Origin of the sequence: Bacillus sp. DE0042 (assembly GCF_007680225.1) — a bacterium.
Taxonomy (GTDB): Bacteria; Bacillota; Bacilli; order Bacillales; family Bacillaceae_G; genus Bacillus_A; species Bacillus_A wiedmannii.
On sequence record NZ_VEJP01000008.1, the window covers coordinates 222,890 to 240,819 of the forward strand.

General features: G+C 34.3%; 20 protein-coding genes. 16 read left to right on the forward strand and 4 right to left on the reverse strand.

Going from position 1 to position 17,930, the window contains the following annotated elements; genetic code table 11:
- Nucleotides 1–40: 40 nt before the first annotated feature.
- From FS802_RS25555 to FS802_RS31785, 6 genes are all read left to right on the forward strand, one after another.
- Entirely contained in the window at nt 41–760 is a 720-nt protein-coding gene (locus tag FS802_RS25555) for a hypothetical protein (RefSeq protein WP_078183024.1), read from the forward strand.
- A 453-nt stretch (nt 761–1,213) separates the two neighbouring features.
- The gene (locus FS802_RS25560) at nt 1,214–3,115 is read left to right on the forward strand and encodes an endonuclease MutS2 (RefSeq protein WP_078183025.1); all 1,902 of its coding nucleotides are present in this window, start codon (nt 1,214–1,216) and stop codon (nt 3,113–3,115) included.
- A gap of 6 nt (nt 3,116–3,121) precedes the next feature.
- The gene (locus FS802_RS25565) at nt 3,122–3,646 is read left to right on the forward strand and encodes a GNAT family N-acetyltransferase (RefSeq protein ID WP_078183026.1); all 525 of its coding nucleotides are present in this window, start codon (nt 3,122–3,124) and stop codon (nt 3,644–3,646) included.
- 160 nt (nt 3,647–3,806) lie between these two features.
- Nucleotides 3,807–4,517, forward strand: a complete 711-nt coding sequence (locus tag FS802_RS25570) for a histidine phosphatase family protein (RefSeq protein WP_064475955.1) — start codon at nt 3,807–3,809, stop codon at nt 4,515–4,517.
- Between the two features lie 249 nt (nt 4,518–4,766).
- On the forward strand, nt 4,767–5,459 hold the full coding sequence (locus FS802_RS25575) for a hypothetical protein (protein WP_078183028.1): 693 nt from the start codon (nt 4,767–4,769) through the stop codon (nt 5,457–5,459).
- Nucleotides 5,460–5,622: 163 nt separating this feature from the next.
- Nucleotides 5,623–5,880 (forward strand): hypothetical protein, encoded by a 258-nt coding sequence (locus tag FS802_RS31785; protein WP_078183029.1) that lies wholly within the window; start codon nt 5,623–5,625, stop codon nt 5,878–5,880.
- A gap of 112 nt (nt 5,881–5,992) precedes the next feature.
- Here the strand turns inward: FS802_RS31785 and FS802_RS25585 are convergent, their stop codons facing one another.
- Entirely contained in the window at nt 5,993–6,958 is a 966-nt protein-coding gene (locus tag FS802_RS25585; RefSeq protein ID WP_078183030.1) for a quinone oxidoreductase family protein, read from the reverse strand.
- Nucleotides 6,959–7,081: 123 nt separating this feature from the next.
- Between FS802_RS25585 and FS802_RS25590 the strand changes: the two genes are divergently transcribed.
- From FS802_RS25590 to FS802_RS25600, 3 genes are all read left to right on the forward strand, one after another.
- The gene (locus FS802_RS25590; RefSeq protein WP_064475953.1) at nt 7,082–7,975 is read left to right on the forward strand and encodes a LysR family transcriptional regulator; all 894 of its coding nucleotides are present in this window, start codon (nt 7,082–7,084) and stop codon (nt 7,973–7,975) included.
- A 302-nt stretch (nt 7,976–8,277) separates the two neighbouring features.
- The gene (locus FS802_RS25595; protein ID WP_000473756.1) at nt 8,278–8,790 is read left to right on the forward strand and encodes a DUF2690 domain-containing protein; all 513 of its coding nucleotides are present in this window, start codon (nt 8,278–8,280) and stop codon (nt 8,788–8,790) included.
- Between the two features lie 17 nt (nt 8,791–8,807).
- On the forward strand, nt 8,808–9,284 hold the full coding sequence (locus tag FS802_RS25600) for a DUF2690 domain-containing protein (RefSeq protein ID WP_078183032.1): 477 nt from the start codon (nt 8,808–8,810) through the stop codon (nt 9,282–9,284).
- Nucleotides 9,285–9,392: 108 nt separating this feature from the next.
- Here FS802_RS25600 and FS802_RS25605 read toward each other — a convergent pair whose 3' ends face one another.
- Both FS802_RS25605 and FS802_RS25610 read right to left on the reverse strand, forming a co-directional pair.
- Nucleotides 9,393–9,929, reverse strand: coding sequence for a GNAT family N-acetyltransferase (locus FS802_RS25605; RefSeq protein ID WP_078183033.1), 537 nt, complete (start codon nt 9,927–9,929; stop codon nt 9,393–9,395).
- 204 nt (nt 9,930–10,133) lie between these two features.
- Complete coding sequence (locus FS802_RS25610) at nt 10,134–10,622, reverse strand: DinB family protein (protein WP_078183034.1); 489 nt, start codon at nt 10,620–10,622, stop codon at nt 10,134–10,136.
- A gap of 183 nt (nt 10,623–10,805) precedes the next feature.
- Here FS802_RS25610 and FS802_RS25615 point away from each other — a divergent pair, with 183 nt between their 5' ends.
- Nucleotides 10,806–11,282 (forward strand): DinB family protein, encoded by a 477-nt coding sequence (locus FS802_RS25615; RefSeq protein WP_117616448.1) that lies wholly within the window; start codon nt 10,806–10,808, stop codon nt 11,280–11,282.
- Between the two features lie 278 nt (nt 11,283–11,560).
- Nucleotides 11,561–12,598 (forward strand): DUF4003 domain-containing protein, encoded by a 1,038-nt coding sequence (locus FS802_RS25620; protein ID WP_144525560.1) that lies wholly within the window; start codon nt 11,561–11,563, stop codon nt 12,596–12,598.
- Nucleotides 12,599–12,721: 123 nt separating this feature from the next.
- Here FS802_RS25620 and FS802_RS25625 read toward each other — a convergent pair whose 3' ends face one another.
- Nucleotides 12,722–13,486 (reverse strand): DUF817 domain-containing protein, encoded by a 765-nt coding sequence (locus FS802_RS25625; protein ID WP_144525562.1) that lies wholly within the window; start codon nt 13,484–13,486, stop codon nt 12,722–12,724.
- A 275-nt stretch (nt 13,487–13,761) separates the two neighbouring features.
- On the opposite strand from FS802_RS25625, the gene FS802_RS25630 reads away from it, so the two are divergent.
- The 5 genes from FS802_RS25630 to FS802_RS25650 all read left to right on the forward strand — a co-directional run bounded on the left by FS802_RS25630 (nt 13,762) and on the right by FS802_RS25650 (nt 17,836).
- Nucleotides 13,762–14,796, forward strand: a complete 1,035-nt coding sequence (locus tag FS802_RS25630; protein ID WP_144525564.1) for a FecCD family ABC transporter permease — start codon at nt 13,762–13,764, stop codon at nt 14,794–14,796.
- A complete protein-coding gene (locus tag FS802_RS25635) occupies nt 14,797–15,813 on the forward strand; it encodes a FecCD family ABC transporter permease (RefSeq protein WP_144525566.1) in 1,017 nt (338 codons plus the stop codon).
- A 21-nt stretch (nt 15,814–15,834) separates the two neighbouring features.
- Nucleotides 15,835–16,743, forward strand: a complete 909-nt coding sequence (locus FS802_RS25640) for an iron-hydroxamate ABC transporter substrate-binding protein (RefSeq protein ID WP_144525568.1) — start codon at nt 15,835–15,837, stop codon at nt 16,741–16,743.
- A gap of 215 nt (nt 16,744–16,958) precedes the next feature.
- Nucleotides 16,959–17,510 (forward strand): GNAT family N-acetyltransferase, encoded by a 552-nt coding sequence (locus tag FS802_RS25645; RefSeq protein WP_144525570.1) that lies wholly within the window; start codon nt 16,959–16,961, stop codon nt 17,508–17,510.
- A 98-nt stretch (nt 17,511–17,608) separates the two neighbouring features.
- Nucleotides 17,609–17,836, forward strand: a complete 228-nt coding sequence (locus tag FS802_RS25650) for a coiled-coil domain-containing protein (RefSeq protein ID WP_001047302.1) — start codon at nt 17,609–17,611, stop codon at nt 17,834–17,836.
- Nucleotides 17,837–17,930 lie beyond the last annotated feature (94 nt).

The following is a 17,930-nucleotide window of genomic DNA, read 5'->3' on the forward strand; positions in this document are numbered from 1 at the left end:
ACATTTCTGTATAGGCAGTAGTAGCAAAAGGAGAGGCAATATGAAAAGAACAATAATGAAATATAGCATAATGCTTAGTTTATTACTATTAACATCATGTGATATATCGGATGAAGAAATTGAACGAAAAGCACAAAGTTATACAAAATCGGAGCATGGTATTACTGTAAAACTAGATCGAATTGAAATACCCGAACAAGGTAAGGATTTTTTAGGACCAGATATACGAATAGCTTATGTACAGCAAGTAGATGAACCATATTTACAATTTCAAATGTATTTCGATGGACGAACCTCGCCAAAGGTAAATAATGATAACTATAAAATAAAAAAAGAAGCGAATGATTTACGAGAAAGATTCAATACATATTATGAAGAAAAAGGAAATGATACTATACTTACTTTCGAGCAAATGCAAACAGGGGATACCGTTTTCGGTAAGAATGAAGAGAAAAAAATAGCGAAGAAACATCCGAAGCATTATGTTACGGCAGTTTTCAAAAGTAATATCTTTTTGGACGTAAACAACCGTGCACATATGGAAACGTTAGCGGAGCTTGCGAGAAGTATTCAGGAATTTAATAAAACGATTGAAAATAGTAAGAGTAGTGTGGATGATATTACAATTCAGTTGCCAAATGCTAATAAGGAAATATTACAACATATTGCAGTAGATTATATAGTAACGGTTGAAGATGCGAAAAAGACCCTTGAGAAAAAGGTTGATTATATGAAAGCTTTACAATCTGCAAGGGAATAGTTTGACACCTTTACTTCTCACAAAACATATAGTATGATGATTTCAATAAATTAGATTTCAATGACTATAATATAAATTAATGAGAGGTGCTTTTTGTGAGTGCGGTAGGTACTAAATAGGAAAAATTTAATGAAATAAATCGGATAAGACCAGGGGATTTTTATGTACATCATACCCCTAATTTTGTCATGGATTTATTTCGAAACCTATGAAGATACCTACAATACTTTATAAAGCGTGTAATAAGGGGATTGCCATCTGTTTTTTATGGCTTATTTCCTCATATATTATTACACTTGCCTTGTAAATGTAAAAGCTGCGGTATCCCCGCAGCTTTTTTGTATACGTTTTTAATGTGTAAAAATGGTAATTGAATAATGTAGAACTCATTGGAATCTAATGAGTAGGTATCTTCATTTATGATATAAATCAATCATAGTGAGGAGAAACAAAATGAATACGATGACTTTTGAAAAGTTACAATATAACGAATTAAAGGATATAGTGAAATCTTATTGTGTAAGTGGATTAGGTAAAGAATTATTAAATAAATTAGAACCGAGTACGAGTATAAAAGTAGTGAGGAATCGCTTGAATGAAACGACAGAAGCACGAGCTATAGTAGATGCAGAAGGGCATGTTCCTTTCTTTGGCATTTCAAATATTGCTAGTACAATTCAAAAATTAGAAAAAGGGATGATTTTAGACCCTGAAGAGTTAGTAAGTGTTTCAGACTTTTTACGCGGCTGTAGAAAGATTAAAAAATTTATGTTAGATAAAGAATTTTTTGCGCCAGTATTAGCTTCTTATGCAAATTCAATGACTGAATTTAAAAGTATTGAAGAGGAAATTAACTTTTCCATTAAAGGCAATAGTATTGATGCAGCTGCGAGTAAAGAGTTAAAACGAATTCGAAATAACATAGATTCAGTAGATGGGAAAATAAAAGAACGTTTAACGAAGTTTTTAAATAGTAGTGCAAATAAGAAGTATATTCAAGAGTTCTTTATTAGTAAGAAGGATGATCGGTATACGATTCCAATTAAATCTTCTTATAAAAATCAAGTTGCGGGAAGTATAGTTGAAGCGTCCGCTAAAGGCTCTACTGTATTTATAGAACCACACACGGTTACAAAGTTAAATGCGGAACTCGCTAGTTTGAAAGCAGAAGAAGCGATGGAAGAGTATCAAATTTTAGCGACTTTATCAGGAATGGTAGTAGAAAGTATTTATCATATAAAAATTAATATGGAATTGATTAGCCAATATGATATGGTGTTTGCGAAAGCGAAATTTAGTAAATCAATTGATGGAATAGAGCCGAAGTTAAATGATCATGGCTACATTCATTTAGTAAATTGTAAGCATCCGCTTTTAAGTGGAAAAGTAGTACCGTTACACTTTGAAATTGGTCAAAACTACCGTAGTTTAATTATTACAGGACCAAATGCGGGCGGGAAAACAATTGTATTAAAAACAATCGGATTATTAACTTTAGCGACAATGTCAGGCTTGCATATTGCTGGAGATAAAGAAACAGAAATTGCGATTTTCGAAAATGTATTTGTAGACATTGGTGATAATCAAAGTATCGAAAATGCACTAAGTACATTTTCATCTCATATGAAAAATCTATCTGAAATTATGAGGATGTCAAATAATAATACGCTACTATTATTTGATGAGATAGGAAGCGGGACTGAACCGAATGAAGGGGCAGCACTTGCAATTTCTATTTTAGAGGAGTTTTATCTTGCAGGATGTATTACAGTTGCGAGTACGCATTACGGTGAAATTAAGCGCTTCTCAGAAATGCACGATGATTTTATGAATGCAGCAATGCAATTCAATAGTGAAACACTAGAGCCACTTTATAAATTAGTAATTGGAAAATCAGGTGAAAGTAATGCACTTTGGATTGCGAATAAAATGAACGTAAGAGAACATGTACTGAAAAGAGCGAAAGAGTACATGGAAAATAAAGAATATTGTTTTGAAAAACTGAATGAAAGCAAAATTAGAAAACCGAAATTTGTGCAAGAAAAAAGAGGAAATCATTACGAGTACAAAATCGGCGATCGTGTAAATTTATTAGATTATGATGATTTTGGTATCATCTATAAGGAAATAGATAATTTCTATAACGTCGTTGTATATTATAACGGTGAATTTGTTGAAGTGAATGTAAAACGTATTACGTTAGAGGTAGCGGCGAAGGAATTATACCCAGAGGGATATGATTTAAATACACTATTTGTCGATTATAAAGAAAGAAAAATACAGCATGATATAGAGCGCGGATCGAAAAAAGCGCTTCGTAAAATTCAAAAAGAAATAAGAAAGAATAGAGGATAATATAGAATGGTAACGATTAGACAAGAACAAAAAAACGATTATAGAAAAACAGAAGAAGTTGTACAACAAGCATTTTTACATGAAGAATTTAGTGATAAAAAAGAGCATGAACTTGTAAAACGTATTAGAGAATGTGACGCATTTATTCCAGAGTTATCAATCGTTGCAGTAGATGAGGAAATCGTTGGTCACATTCTGTTATCCAAAATTACGATAGAACAGGATGGAACTTCTGTAGAATCATTAGCGCTTGCACCTGTATCAGTTGCTAGGGGCCATCAGAAAAAAGGAATTGGTGGAAAACTTATTGGAGCTGCGTTAGAAAAAGCGAAAGAACTTGGATACGGGTCAGTTGTAGTATTAGGACATCCAGAGTACTATCCGAAATTTGGTTTTAAGAAAGCGAGTAAGTGGAATATAAAAGCACCATTTGAAGTGCCAGATGAAGTGTTTATGGTGATTGAGTTAAGTGAGAACGCTCTGCAAGGTGTAGAAGGAATTGTACAATATTCGAGTGCTTTTGCTGAGTAGGAGTATCAGTTAAGAAATGTAATCATAAAAGATGCTATCTTTTTGTAGAGATATACAGAAAGATAGCTTTTTTTATTTAGCAAATTCACTTACGTATATTTTGCTCAATGAATAATTAAGGTGGTAAAATTGATATAGAAATGTAAAGGGAGAGAATAGAATGAAGAATCGAGAAACAGATAGCAATGAGAATGTAGTTACGTTATATGTTACAAGACACGGAAAAACAATATTAAATACGAATCATCGCGCGCAAGGTTGGGCAGACTCCCCGTTAGTAGAAAAAGGTGTTGAAGTTGCCTCTAATTTAGGAACAGGATTAAAAGATGTTCATTTTACGAATGCGTATAGTAGTGATAGCGGCCGAGCGATTGAAACTGCTAATTTAGTATTAAAATATAGTGAGCAATCAAAGTTAAAACTTGAGAAAAGAAAAAAATTACGAGAATTAAATTTTGGTATTTTTGAAGGTGAAAAACTTGAAAATATGTGGGATGTGGTTGGAAAAGCTGCAGGCGTTGCATCACCAGAAGAACTTATGAAGTTTTCTATTCAAGAAGTGATTAATCTTATTAGAGCAGCAGACCCTACGAAACAGGCGGAAGATTGGGAATTATTTTCTACTCGTATAAAAGAAGAGATTGATAAAATTAGTGAAGAAGCTGCTGCAAATGGTGGCGGTAATGTTTTAGTTGTCGTTCATGGGCTCTTGATTACTACCTTAATCGAAATGTTAGACAGTAGCAAAACAAAACTTGGAGTAGAAAATGCTAGTGTGACCCAGGTTGTATATAAAGACGGAACATACACAGTCGAGTCTGTTGGAGATATGAGTTACGTTGCAAAAGGGAAAGAAAGTGTGGAAATATAAAAATAAGAAAAGGAAGGTAGAGAAATCTAGCTTCCTTTTTATTTTTAAATATATCATTTATTAACTATAATCGGAATATTCTGTTAAAAAAGAACTGTGAAAATTATTGTAATGGTATAATTAGGGAGTAGGAACAACAAATTAGTTTGTAGTGTATTGGAGGGACATTAGTCTAGCTTTACATTTCATCTCATCTCGGAATCTAAAATAAGTATACGAGAAATAAAACAAAGTAAGGAATGTGTGAATATGGATCGAATATATTTTGTGGACAACCCGTGGCCTAATGGTCATCGAATTGTTAATTTTAAGTGGAGTGCACATTTTAAATATGCTGAGGAAGAAGAGTTAAATGGTATGGCTGGTTTGTATTTTGATTTGCATTTAGAGACCGCGGATTATGATGAGGAAGATTTGGATGAAGAAGATGAAGAGAATGAGGAAGAAGATGATTGGCAGGCTAAGATTGTATGGAACAACTTCCATAGATGCACTTTGTCATCAGAAGAATGGGATTTTAAAGGGTTTCGTGTAGGCAGTGATGAGGCGCCTTTTAATTTGGATACGCTAAATGGGAAGAGATTTGCAATTGATTGTTTATCGGAAGATGAGCAGCAGGACTTAGATTTAGAGTTAACTGCATTTGACGTTTATTTACTTGGACATGATGCGTCAGCCTTTCATAATATTAAGTTTACTAGATTAGAAGGGCAGACATATCAAATTGAATGGAAAGGGAAATTGGCACTAGCGTATATTGGTGATTATGAATTTAAATATGATTTTCATACACTAATTACCTCAACATCATTTAGTGGAATTAATATTCCTAATGAAATATCTGATTATGAGGCGTATGTTTTGCTAAAAAGATTTGTTAGTAATCCAGTATTGTTTGAATTGCAACATGATAAAGGGGATAGACGATTTGTATTGAAATAAAAATATATTATTGCATTTATGAAATGTATGAGTAAAAGGCTACCGTATTCGACATAGTTAATAACTTTGGTGTCGGAAAATTAAAAGAAAATGATACATAGTATGTGATTTATGTTCAGTTCTAAGAAGAAAAGAATATTAACAATTATATGGAGAAGTGATTATGTTGATTAAATTCGTTCATTTGTTATTTGGAAAACCGTGTGAAAAAGGTGATTCGTTCCAAACTAAGTTTCCACGTTTTATTTATTGGAGTGCAGTTGTATTTTATTTTTTTGGAATGCTATTATTTTTGGTTTTTTCTTTTATTGATACTGTATTTATTGGATCGTTGATATTTGGAGGTTTGTTTTTTCCTTTAATATTTAGATTTGTTTATTATATAAACTTAAAAATGAGGGGCCTAGAAAGAGAAGCATAGACAGAAAAAATATAAATAACTGGGTAATTGAAAAGAAGCGAAATCGAACATAAATAACGTTAAAAAAGGAAGTGAAGAAATATATTCTAGCTTCCTTTTTTTATTAGTACGATTATGGAATTAATAAAATCTTCCCTGTACTTTTTCGGCTCTCTAATAATTCATGAGCACGGGCACCGTCTCGTAAAGAGAATGTAGTAGGACTTGTGATTTTTACTTTTTCGGTCGCAATCCATTCGAATAATTGAGAGGAGCGTTCTTTTCTCTCTTCATAAGATGTAAGCACGTTCCAAAGGTCTCCGCCAGTTAAAGTTTTCGAAGTATCCATAAGCATACGCGGATCAACGGGCGCAGGATTACCACCAGCCATTCCGTAAAATACGACAGTACCACCAGTTTTAGTTGCGCTAAAACTTTCCTCTAATGTAGAACCTACTGATTCATATACAACATTTACTCCATCACCGTTTGTTGTTTCAAGTACTTTCGCAGGCCATGCTTCAGTATATAAAAATACGTGATCAGCACCAGCTAACGTAGCTATCTGTGCTTTTTCTTTTGATGAAGTTAGGCCGATTACTTTTCCGCCTAGTAGTTTAATTATTTGAATAAGAAGTTGCCCAACACCACCAGCTGCGGCATGTACTAAAGCTATATCACCTTGTTTTATTTCATAGCTATCTTTCGTTAAGTAATGTGCTGTTAGACCTTGCAATAAGACAGAAGCGGCTGTTTCAAAAGAGATAGAATCTGGAAGCTTAATTGCTTTCTCCGATGGAACAGCAACTAGGTCTGCATTTGCAAATGGGACATCAGCAAATGCAATACGGTCTCCAGGATTAATATTCGTAACGTCAGCTCCTACTTTTTCAACAACGCCAGCTCCTTCATAACCTAATACATATGGTGGGTTGCCAGCGAGATGATAATCACCGCGGCGTCTATAAATATCAGCGAAATTTAAACCGATTGCTTTCGTGCGGACAAGAATTTCATTTGGATTTATGATTGGATCATGTATTTCTTTATATTGTAGTACATCCGGATTTCCGAACTGTTCGAAACAAAGTGCTTTCATATGGAATCCCTCCATTTGTATTGTTTGTCGATGCTCTTTATCATACAATACAAATATCAATAGACAAAGAGGATTATTTCGATGAAATCAATCGGGAATATCGATTGAAAAGAGGGACGATAAATGGAGATAAAACAATTAATTACATTTAAAGTAGCAGCGGACACTTTGAATTTTACGCAAACTGCGAAGAAATTAAACTTTGCTCAATCGAGTGTAACGGCGCAAATTAAAACGTTAGAAGCAGAGTTAGGTACGCCGTTATTTGAAAGATTAGGAAAACGTCTTTTTTTAACTGAAGCAGGCAGAAAGTTTCAACTATATGCCGACAAGATGATTGCACTCAGTAACGAAGCAAAAATGGCTGTGAAAGATGATGAGGAAATAGCAGGTACGTTAATAATCGGTGCGCAAGAAAGCCAATGTACATATAGACTTCCTTCTATATTAAAGAGGTTTAAAGCACAATTTCCTCAAATAAAGCTTATATTTAAACCAGCACATTCCAATAAAGATGCGAGGGAACAATTGATGGAGGGAAAAGTCGATCTTGCCTTTATTTTGGACGAATGTAAAACAGAAGATGCTTTACATGTGGAGCCGCTTATGAAAGAAGAATTAAAAGTAGTAGCTGCTTCAGGGCATTATTTACTCGAGCAAACTTCCGTTTCTACAAAAGATTTAGAGAAGGAAACACTTTTGTTAACAGAACTCGGTTGCTCGTATAGAACTTTATTTGAAGAGCTATTTCGTACAGAAGATGTGTATCCAGCAAATAAAATTGAGTTCGTTAGTGTCGAGGCAATTAAACAATGTGTTATTGCAGATTTAGGTATAGCAGTTTTACCCGCGATAGTAGTAGAAAAAGATATACGAGAGGGAACGATAAAAGAGTTACATTTAGAAAATGCAATTTCACCGATTTATACACAAATTGCTTGGCATAAAGATAAATGGATGACAGCGCCACTGCAGCAATTTATTGATGTGACGAGGGAGTTTTTTACAACAGATTAAGTGGAGAAATATTTATTTTATATAAAAGAAAAAATGGCAATTTTGTATAAAGAACCGATGCTTGCATGTAACAAGTATCGGTTCTTTTATGTTTTAAATAAAGAATGCTATAAAATGTGTATTTCTCAACTTTTTTTCTTAGACAGATAAGTAAAATTCTTCGTATATTCCAATAATCATAAGGAAATTTACAACGTTTATCCGTTTCTGTAAGATGCCTCTAGGAAGCATGAAAGGAGGGCTTACATAGCGGTATAGCTTGTTTTTATGATACGTACTTATTTTTGGGGAGGAGATTTGCAATGTTTAAAAAGTTAATGAAAGTATGTGTGTTAAGTGTAGCGAGTGTAGGTGTATTATTTAGTTTTCAAGGAAGTACATTTGCAGCTACTGATTTAAGTAGTTACTATGACGGGAAAAATCCGGCTACAACGAAAGTATACGGAGGCAGTACAACGTGTGATGCAGATGGATTTAATGCAAAGTCTACAGCGGTGTATGAGGGTAGTAAAAAAGTAGGGACAGTGTATTTACGTTACAGTAATAAATGTCACGCAGCATGGTCTAAGCTTGTTTTAGATCAACCAGCACCTTCCGTTTCTGGAGGGATATATGCTTACGCTGTTATTAATAAATATAAAAACGGTGTATTTCAAAAATCAGTAGACTCTAATAGTGGTAATGGAGCAATAAAAACAGGTCAAACGAGCACGTATACAGGAATGGTATTTGATTTAACTGCTGATTTTGGTTATACGGCTGATGCCGAAGCGGTGACGATTAATAATGGTTACGGGAAAACTGGACGTTATTAATAAAGGAGTGGAATTCTATGAAGCTTTTTAAAAAGGTAAGCGCATGTCTTTGTCTGGCATTGCTCGTCATAACTAGTGTTTTTAGTACGACGAATAATGATAAAGCATTTGCAGAAGACCATTCATATGATGGGAAAAGCCCTTACTACAATAGCTGTGATCAATCAGTAGTAACGAAAGAAAAGAAGTGGATTGATTCTAATTCATATGTGGAATTAAAATTTAGCACGACGTGTAAAACAGCGTGGGCAAAGGTTACTGTAACTCGTGCAGCGGTTTATAATAACGAAGCTGATGCAAGGATAGTCAGAAAAACCGATGGAAAGGCATATACTTGCGGAAGTGCTGGAGGAAATGGTGTTGTGAATAAAGGGCAAACATCATGTTATACGCCAATGGTATATGATTTAGATCCAAGAAAGGCACAAGCACAAGGGAAACATGCCATTCCGAATAGTGATGCATATAATTATGCGGAGACAATTTGGTATTAATATAATACATGAGTTAAGAGTTGTTATTTGATATAAAAATGAAAGAGCCTTATTGCATTTTAGTGTGGTAAGGTTCTTTCAAGTTGTTAATAGTTTAAGAACAGTTATTTACAATGACATATCTTTATAATCACTTTTAAGTATCGCCATAATAATTTCATCTGAGAATGTATCGTTATAAAATAAAGATTGACGTAAGGTTCCTTCTTTTACAAACCCAATCTTTTCATAAGCTCTAATTCCGCGTAAATTATGGCTAAATACTTCTAACTGTAACCGATTTAAATATAGTTGTTCAAAAACAAATTTTAAAACAATTGTAATAGCTTCAGTTCCATATCCTTGTCCTGTTAGTGCTATTGAAAGCATTGATATTCTGAATCCTGCTCTTTTGTTCTCCTCATCGATATCTAAAATCGACAACTCTCCAATCATTTCGTCATTGCTTTGTAAACAAATAGCGAAATCATAGCGACTCGAATCATTATTTATATGAGCTATATGTGTCTTTATTTGTTCCAATGAAAAAGTAGGTTTGGTTCCAGTCATATAACGTATCTCTGTATCCATCGTACTTTCTAATATAATTGGGGCATCTAGTTCGCAAAGAGGTCTTAAATAAATTCTTTCACTCTCTAATCTCATTATAAATTTCTCCTTAAGTTTGGTGATAGAGTATATAAATATTTTTGCTCTACATGGAAGAAGAGTTTTATTTTGTGTATTGTTTGAAAAGTATGTGTCTTACTTTGATGTTACATGAATTTTATAATGATATGGTATACCTAAAACAAATGATAAAAGTTTTATACACAACAAAATGTATCAACAAGTTTTTTTATAATCGAATTAACTAAGGTCTGTATCAGGAGGAGTGTACCCAAGGTGACGAGCCATAGATACAATTTGTCCTTTATGATGAAACTCATGTGTCTCTGTATGAGTTAAAAGCCATATCGGTGTTGTACTCCAAGGTTCTTTTTGCCATTTCACTTCATTTGCTATATTTTCGAGCCAACGGTCATTGTATTCATCTAAAAAGTGTTGTACAGTCTCATCTACTAACTTAAATCTAGCACGGACTTTTACGATATCTGCATGTTCAATTTCGTAATCGCTAGCAAATGAAAAATCTGCCCGTTTTTGCTTGAATGCGAACGATCCAAGCCAGTATCGATAGCAATCGGCTACATGAATATGTGTCTTTATGAGGCTACCGCTCCCGAAATTTGGAACAGTGCTATGTAATTTTTCTAGTGGGATTTCTTCCAAAAACGAAAATAGAGTTTCTCTTGTAGAACTAATAAGATTATATTGTTGTTTTAAAATATGTAACATGCAAGAACACTCCTCTTTTATTTACTAAACTATTTGTGTAGTGAGTAATTCTATATGTACGAGGGGCGAACCTTTTTATTATTTTTACTGAGCATATTAGATGTATTTCTTCATTGTTTCTGATAGATTAAACAAGGTGAAACTTTAATAAGTTGAACATTCTTAGTTCATAATAAATGGTACATGAAGAAGGGGAACGATCAAATGAATAGAATAATTGGTTTAAAACAATTTGAAATAACGCGTGGGGCATTACTTAAATTTATGGAAACGTTAGATGATAAAACTGCAGATACACAGCCGGAGGGTTTTAATAATACAATTCGCTGGCATATTGGTCACGTGTTAACAGCGGCAGAAGTTTTCATGTTTGGAAAAGAATTCAAACAATTACCAACTGAATATCCAGGTATGTTTGGATATGGATCAAAACCGTCTAAATGGAAAACAGAAGGACCATCATTAGAAGTGTTAACGGCTCAATTAAAAGAACAAGCTAAACGTATTAACGAAATTCCAGCAGAAGCATTTGAAAATAAACTTCCAGAGCCATTTCTAGGATTGGAAACAGTAGGGGAGCTATACGGTATGATGCTTTATCATGAAGCAGATCATATTGGACAAATGAAGGCAATGGAACGTATTATTAAGGCTCTTTAGTTTGAATTGCATATGAAAAACGAAATCACAGATATTTTGTGAAAATTGAGGTGTAAGTAGTTACAATCTTATTTTTCACAATACAGGTGTAATGTTAAATAATATAAAGACAAAAAAAGATAGATAATTTATTATCTATCTTTTTTTGTTGTTGAACTTCTTGAAGGATTATGAGCGCTTGGCATCGTGATACTGATAAAGTAGGAATAGTTATTATTTTTGTTTTACATAATAGAAAAATATTGAAGATAATACAAAAATAAGGTTGCAAAATCTGTATGAAATATAAGTATAATAATAGAGAAGAACTAGAAATAGGGGTGAATACTATGATTACATTAGAACAGAAGTTGGAACAATATACACATACATATGGACAGTTAAAGGGAGAACTAAAATGGAAAACGAGTGATTCTCGAACAGGAATGATGATTGCTGCTATGTATGCAGGTAGTGATAAATTGTTTGATCTCGGACGTTTTTTAGAAATTAGTAGTTATATTAAGAATCAGGTAGGGATGTTTTCATACTTAAAGTCTTATCATCGCTTTGTAGTGGCCGCAACTTTAGATATTCACTTTACAGATTACAAGGAAGCTTTTCGGAAGTTTTTAGATTTATATGAACAATTGGTCGTTGGTGGTTTTAGCCGAAGTATATTTACTTATCTCGCAGCAGCTGTGCTTTTAACAGAAGAAAATGAACAGCATGGCACACACATTCAGCGTTCGATGCAAGTATACAAACGGATGAAAGAGGATCATCTTTTTCTTACAGGTACAAATGATTATCCGCTCGCGGTTTTACTAGCAGGACAATCAGAGAATGTAGAAGTACTTATGGACCGAGTGGAACGTCTTTATCAGAAACTAGCGATAGCTGGCTTGCGTAAAGGGAACGATCTTCAATTTTTAAGTCATATACTTTCATTAAAGAAGGATGTCAGTGAAGAAATGTTAGTTGCAACATGTACAAACATATGGAATTTGTTAAAACAAGAAAAGGTAAAAGTGAAACAGATGCATTATCCAGCTATCGGGCTACTAGCGTTACTTGAGGATGGAGAAAAAGAGATTCATTCTATTAAAGCGTTGATTGAAAAATTGCAGGGGGAGAAATTACTCCGTTGGCATACAGATACGAATATTCTTATTGCTATTCAGCTGTTCGTAAGTCAGAAGGGTGAGGAAAGTAAAGCTACTAACACAGGTTTACAAACTATGATAGAAGTCCTCATACAGGCACAACAGGCAGCTATGATGGCAACAATTGCCGCTTCATCTGCAGCAACTTCTTCTGCTAGTACTAGTTCATAATGTACGATTGTGTATGCTTTTGTAAATTGTGAGGAATCTATAACGAACAGTTTAAAAAATATTATTAAAGGGGCCCATCACTTTCTAATGAGTGATGGGCTAACTGTTTTTACATAATCAGCATTATCTTTTCGACTCCTTCAAATGTTTGAGTTGTGTAACAATCATAATGCTAATAACAACGAGTAAAAACCAGGAGCTAATTTTGCTTAAGTGAACGAGATTCCACGCTTCCCGTTGATTTGGATATTGCCATGCTCCGAAAAATGTTGCGATGTTCTCTGCGATCCAAATAAAGAACCCGATAAGGAAAAAGGAGAGAACGAGTGGCATTTTATATGTAACGCCTCGTAATGAAAATTCTACAAATGTCCGAAAGAAAACGATGAATAAAAGTACAGTTAATACCCATCTAAAGTCATATAGAAAATGATGTGTAAAAAAATTAAAGTAAATCATTGCTCCTAAGGGCACGGCAAAAATAGCTTTTGGCCAATGATGCATTTGTAAATGCAATCTTCTCCACGCCTGGCATATGTAACTTGCAACACTTGCATACATAAAGCCACTGTAAAGCGGAACTCCAAAAACTTTTGAATATGCCTCTTCAGGATAACTCCATGAACCGAAATGTACTTTATATATTTCTAGTAGAAGGCCGATGAGGTGGAAGACAGTAATTACTTTTAATTCATCTTTCGTTTCAAGTCCAGTTTTGTACATAATCCACTGCATAAGAAGACATACGATGAGTATGAAATCGTAGAGGTATAACCCTGGGATAGAAACTATTTTTGAAAGGGCTAGTGTTAAGAAAATAACGACTGGGAATAAGCAAGATAATGCTTGCTCGTAAGTGAAGTGTAGTAGTTGTTTTATATAGAACATTGTGTCACCTTCGATATTTTTGTTAGAAAACTCGAAATAATGACTAAGTATACTACAATTTTAAAAATAAGCCAGTAGTCTATTTTGCATGTATTTGTAAGTTTTGGAAAGGAATTGTAATAAGTGTTTTAATATTTAACAAAGTGAAAAAATAGTTTGCTATTTAAAAAAAGTGAGGATATAATATCTAAATGAAAATGATAATTATTATCAACAATAATTATAAATAAAAAATAATTATAAAAAACAACTGAATATAAAGGATGAAATGAAACATGTTACATAAGCCTGCTGTATATGCTGGCAATAATCGCTGGCTACATATTAAGTTCATATATTTCATGAGTTTAACAATTTTATCTTTAATAGGCTCTATATTTTTAGCTATTGCATTCGGTGCAAAGGATATCCATTTGCAAACCGTATGGACAGCGGTTTTTGATTATAATCCGAAATTAACGCAGCACCAAATTATTTATGAATTAAGACTCCCGAGGGTAATTGGCGCGGCAGTTGTAGGAGCCGCATTTGCAGTGGCTGGGGCTGTAATGCAAGGGGTAACAAGAAATCCTTTAGCGGATGCAGGTGTGCTTGGCATAAATGCAGGTGCGATGTTTGTAGTAGCACTTAGTTTTGCCTTTTTTCCGCATATTCCATATTCCTATTTGATGATTATTTCCTTTATTGGAGCTGTCTTAAGTACAGTACTCATTTTTATTATCGGATCGGCAACATCAGGCGGATTAACACCGATGAGGTTAACGATTGCTGGAGCAGTTATGGCTGCGCTATTGCATTCGTTAAGTTCAGGTGTCGCGATTTATTATGATTTAAGTCAAGATTTAGCGTTTTGGTACGCTGGTGGTGTTGCAGGTGTTAAGTGGGAACACTTGAAATTTTTAGTTCCTATTATTCTTATAACGATTGTTTTTGCGACAGTGTTAGGACGATCGATTTCACTCATATCAATCGGGGATGATGTTGCTACAAATTTAGGAGTAAAAACGAACCGAACGAGAATACTAGGGATGATTATAGTAGTCATTCTTGCAGGTGTATCTGTTTCAGCTGTTGGTTCTATCGGATTTGTAGGACTAGTTATCCCACATATTGCTAGAAAATTAGTTGGTGTGAATTATCGACTCATTATTCCTATGTCAGCTTTATTAGGAGCTATGTTACTAGTTTTAGCTGACTTAGGGGCAAGAACAGTAAACCCTCCTAAAGAACTTGCGATAGGAATTATGGTAGCTCTTGTTGGAGTTCCGTTCTTCCTCTATATAGCACGTAAAGTTGGGAGGGAGTTGTAAGTGAAGAAGATTTTAAACACGGATAAAAAGAGAGCTATTACTGTAACTACAATTTTCGGTTGTATTAGTATCGCTGTAATTTTAATTAGTTTAAATACAGGGACATTGAGCATAGCGCCGCTCAAAGTAATTCAAACGCTTTTCGGTTATGGTGATTTTGAGAGCGCAACAGTGCTATACGATTATCGTATGCCAAGAATTATAATCACAATGTTAGCAGGTATTGGTCTTGGGATTTCTGGTGCGATTTTGCAAGGGTTATCTCGCAATGCGCTGGCCGATCCTGGTATCCTCGGATTACATTCAGGTGCATCTTTCGGGCTAATTATATTTGTTACTTTCTTTCATTCTATTAATGAGAATGCATCGATTTTAATACCGTTATTTACATTTGGCGGGGGAGTGCTAGCTGCATTTTTAATTATTATACTTGCGAGTGATCGGTCAAAAGGTTTACTTCCTATTAGACTTATTCTCGTTGGTATTGCTGTTTCAGCTGGATTTAGTGCGATTTCGTTATTTTTCTCTCTTAAGTTAAATGATGAAACGTATACATTCGCTTCTAGATGGTTAGTTGGTAATGTGTGGGGAAGGGATTGGATTCATGTCCTTGCATTATTACCTTGGATTTTCATACTAACTCCATATGCATGGCTAAAATCTAAAACGTTAAATGCATTGTCACTAGGTGATAGTGTGGCAGCAGGACTTGGTGTTTCTGTTCAAAAAGAACGGTTATTATTTTTAGCTACAGCGGTTGGATTATCTTGCGCAAGTGTATCGATGGCTGGAGGGATTGGTTTTATCGGTTTAGTTGCTCCGCATATTGCAAGAAAGTTAGTAGGTACTACCTATCAACACTTCCTTCCGCTTGCTGGCATTATCGGGATGATTATTTTAGTGCTAGCAGATACGATAGGTCGTTCTATATTCGAGCCAAACTCTATTCCAGCTGGTGTAGTAGTGGCAGCTTTAGGAGCACCGTATTTTCTTTATTTACTTACAAAAACAAAATAAATACTTCAAAGAGGAGAACATATGAAAAAGAAACTTACTATTTTATTTAGCATGATGTGTATTTTAGTATTAGCAGCATGTGGTCAAACGAAAGCTAATGAAGAGGCAACGAAAAAAACGGAAAAAAGTAATGACCCAAAAATTGCTTCAATGTCTATTCACTTAACAAATGATTTACTTGCATTAGGAATTACACCAGTAGGTTCTGTAATTGGTGGAGATTTAAAAGATTTCTTACCGCATGCAAAAGAACAACTGAAAGATACGAAGAAACTTGGTGTTGTAACTGATCCAAATATGGAAGCATTACTTCAATTAAAGCCATCTGAAATTTATGTTGATGAAAAATACGCTGGCAAAGATGTAGCGAAATACGAAAAAATTGCAAAAACGCATACTTTCAATTTAGATGAAGGTACGTGGAGAGATCATTTAAAACAAGTTGGTAAACTTGTAAACCGTGAGAAAGAAGCGGATACATATATTCAAGATTACGAAGAGCAATCAAAACGAGTAAAAAATTTAATAGATAAAGACCTAGGTAATAACGAAAAAGTAATGGCAATTCGTGTTACTGCAAAAGAATTACGTGTATTTAGTACGAAAAGACCGATGGGGCCAATTTTATTCCAAGACTTAGGATTGCAACCTGCAAACGGTGTAGAGAAAATTGATGGAAACCGTCCTTTCGAGGTCATTTCACAAGAAGTATTACCTGACTTTGATGCAGATGCTATTTTCGTTGTTGTAAATAGAGACGATAAGGCAAAAACTGCATTTAAACAACTTCAAGAAACACCAATTTGGAAAGACTTAAAAGCAGTTAAAGGTAAGCACGTATACATTATTAATGACCAACCATGGCTTGACTATTCTGCTTTAGGTAACAAAATGGCAATGAATGAAGCGGAGAAAATGTTTACGAAATAATATCGATTCGTTGTTAGGAAGATCCTCTAAATTTGGGGGTCTTTTTTATTGTTAGAATAAATGAAAAATTATACAATGAATGTAATTTAATGTAGAGGAGATGTGCCAATGTCAGCGCTTATTGTAAGTATCTCGTGTATAAAGCAGTTTATAGAACGAGGGGATAAATAGGCTGAAATAAGTATCCCCGTTATTTAATAAAGGGGGAGTTTGAAATGACAATGAATCTTTTTCAAAATAAAACGATTAAATTATCAGCTATTAGAGAAGCGGATGCTGAAGTAATGGCTATGTGGCAAGAAGATAGTGAGTATTTAAGAAATGTAGATACAGATGTAGCATTCCTGCAATCGATACAAGAAATAGCAAGTAATGGGCTATTAAAAGGACGAAGATCGAATAGTGTTTCTTTCATGGTAAGGACAGTTCAAGATGATCGCTTAATTGGTTTTGTGGCGATTCATGGCATAGAGTGGAATAACAGAATGGGTTTATTAGCCATTGGTATAGGAGAGGAAAATGATAGAGGGAAGGGATATGGAAGAGAAGCAATCAATCTTATATTAAATTATGCATTTTATGAATTGAATTTACACCGCGTCGGTCTTGATGTTATTTCTTATAACAAAGCTGCTATTAAGTTATATAAAAAGATGGGTTTTCAGATGGAAGGCTGTATGAGAGAAGCGGTGCAAAGAGATGGGAAATGTTTTGATCGTATCATTATGGGGATATTGCGGGAGGAATGGATAGAGCTGCAAGATTAAAAATACATTCCATATTATATATGTAGTATGCAGGAGATATACCAGTAATTGGCGAAATTTTACAGTGCACTGATTGATTTTATAAGGAGTTATGCAAAATGAATTTAGAAAAAGCAAAACCAGTAAATGAAGAAGTCGCTGAATTAAAGGAACTAATTAAAGAATTACACGGAAGTGTACATCAACTTCAAAGTGAAGTGCAGCAACTAAGGCACGAAAGACCAGTTGTTGAAGTGAGAAAAGGTGTTCAATTATCGCCAGCAATCGTTGGACAAATTGGCGGTATGATTTTAGGTGGATTAGCAATTATCGGTATATTTTGGTGAACGAAAAAAAGGTATGCAATTTAGCTGCATACCTTTTTCATTTTCGTTATTTGTCGGTAAGTCGATATTCTCTGTCGAATCGTCGATATAATTT

Bases quoted from the DNA above. Each gene is read 5' to 3' on its own strand.
- FS802_RS25640 (WP_144525568.1), top strand. From the start codon at position 15,835: ATGAAAAAGAAACTTACTATTTTATTTAGCATGATGTGTATTTTAGTA.
- FS802_RS25555 (WP_078183024.1), top strand. From the start codon at position 41: ATGAAAAGAACAATAATGAAATATAGCATAATGCTTAGTTTATTACTA.
- FS802_RS25560 (WP_078183025.1), top strand. From the start codon at position 1,214: ATGAATACGATGACTTTTGAAAAGTTACAATATAACGAATTAAAGGAT.
- FS802_RS25605 (WP_078183033.1), bottom strand. From the start codon at position 9,929: ATGAGATTAGAGAGTGAAAGAATTTATTTAAGACCTCTTTGCGAACTA.
- FS802_RS25615 (WP_117616448.1), top strand. From the start codon at position 10,806: ATGAAGAAGGGGAACGATCAAATGAATAGAATAATTGGTTTAAAACAA.
- FS802_RS25630 (WP_144525564.1), top strand. From the start codon at position 13,762: ATGTTACATAAGCCTGCTGTATATGCTGGCAATAATCGCTGGCTACAT.
- FS802_RS25565 (WP_078183026.1), top strand. From the start codon at position 3,122: ATGGTAACGATTAGACAAGAACAAAAAAACGATTATAGAAAAACAGAA.
- FS802_RS25610 (WP_078183034.1), bottom strand. From the start codon at position 10,622: ATGTTACATATTTTAAAACAACAATATAATCTTATTAGTTCTACAAGA.
- FS802_RS25645 (WP_144525570.1), top strand. From the start codon at position 16,959: ATGACAATGAATCTTTTTCAAAATAAAACGATTAAATTATCAGCTATT.
- FS802_RS25650 (WP_001047302.1), top strand. From the start codon at position 17,609: ATGAATTTAGAAAAAGCAAAACCAGTAAATGAAGAAGTCGCTGAATTA.
- FS802_RS25600 (WP_078183032.1), top strand. From the start codon at position 8,808: ATGAAGCTTTTTAAAAAGGTAAGCGCATGTCTTTGTCTGGCATTGCTC.
- FS802_RS31785 (WP_078183029.1), top strand. From the start codon at position 5,623: ATGTTGATTAAATTCGTTCATTTGTTATTTGGAAAACCGTGTGAAAAA.
- FS802_RS25625 (WP_144525562.1), bottom strand. From the start codon at position 13,486: ATGTTCTATATAAAACAACTACTACACTTCACTTACGAGCAAGCATTA.
- FS802_RS25620 (WP_144525560.1), top strand. From the start codon at position 11,561: ATGAAATATAAGTATAATAATAGAGAAGAACTAGAAATAGGGGTGAAT.
- FS802_RS25590 (WP_064475953.1), top strand. From the start codon at position 7,082: ATGGAGATAAAACAATTAATTACATTTAAAGTAGCAGCGGACACTTTG.
- FS802_RS25595 (WP_000473756.1), top strand. From the start codon at position 8,278: ATGTTTAAAAAGTTAATGAAAGTATGTGTGTTAAGTGTAGCGAGTGTA.
- FS802_RS25570 (WP_064475955.1), top strand. From the start codon at position 3,807: ATGAAGAATCGAGAAACAGATAGCAATGAGAATGTAGTTACGTTATAT.
- FS802_RS25575 (WP_078183028.1), top strand. From the start codon at position 4,767: ATGGATCGAATATATTTTGTGGACAACCCGTGGCCTAATGGTCATCGA.
- FS802_RS25585 (WP_078183030.1), bottom strand. From the start codon at position 6,958: ATGAAAGCACTTTGTTTCGAACAGTTCGGAAATCCGGATGTACTACAA.